The sequence below is a fragment of the Vogesella mureinivorans genome, assembly GCF_007644035.1.
Classification (GTDB): Bacteria; Pseudomonadota; Gammaproteobacteria; order Burkholderiales; family Chromobacteriaceae; genus Vogesella; species Vogesella mureinivorans.
In genome coordinates, this window is sequence record NZ_VMTV02000869.1 from 1 (window position 1) to 432 (window position 432).

A 432-nucleotide genomic window follows, 5' to 3' on the forward strand; every position below is an offset into this window, starting at 1 on the left:
CCTGCGGCTGCCTGCTCGATCTCGGCCTCGACCCCGGCGTTCGCGATGCCCGCGGCTGCAGCGCCCTGCTGCGCGCCGCCGGCAGCGGCCACGCCGAGGTCGTCGCGGTGCTGCTGAAGGCCGGCCTGGACCCGGCGATCGCCGCCGACAGTGGCATGACCGCCCTGACCGCCGCGATCAGCCAGGGGCATGCCGCAGTAGTCGAACTGCTGCTCGCCGGCGGCGCCCACGTCGAACAGACCCTGCCCGGCGCCCTGCGGCCGCTGATGCTGGCGGCGGCACTCGGGCAGAGCCGCTGCGTGCATCTGCTGCTGGCGCACGGCGCCGAACGCTCGGCCATCGACGCCGAGGGCAACACAGCCGTGCACCACGCCGCTCTCTTCGGCTGCCGCAGCACCGATGCCAAGCCCGCACTGGCGCTGTGGAATGCGC

1 protein-coding gene is annotated in these 432 nt (G+C 74.5%); it reads left to right on the top strand.

Features of this window, described 5'->3' with window-relative positions:
• A partial coding sequence (locus FLQ44_RS20015) for an ankyrin repeat domain-containing protein (protein WP_147695773.1) occupies positions 1 to 432 on the top strand: 432 nt, incomplete at both ends.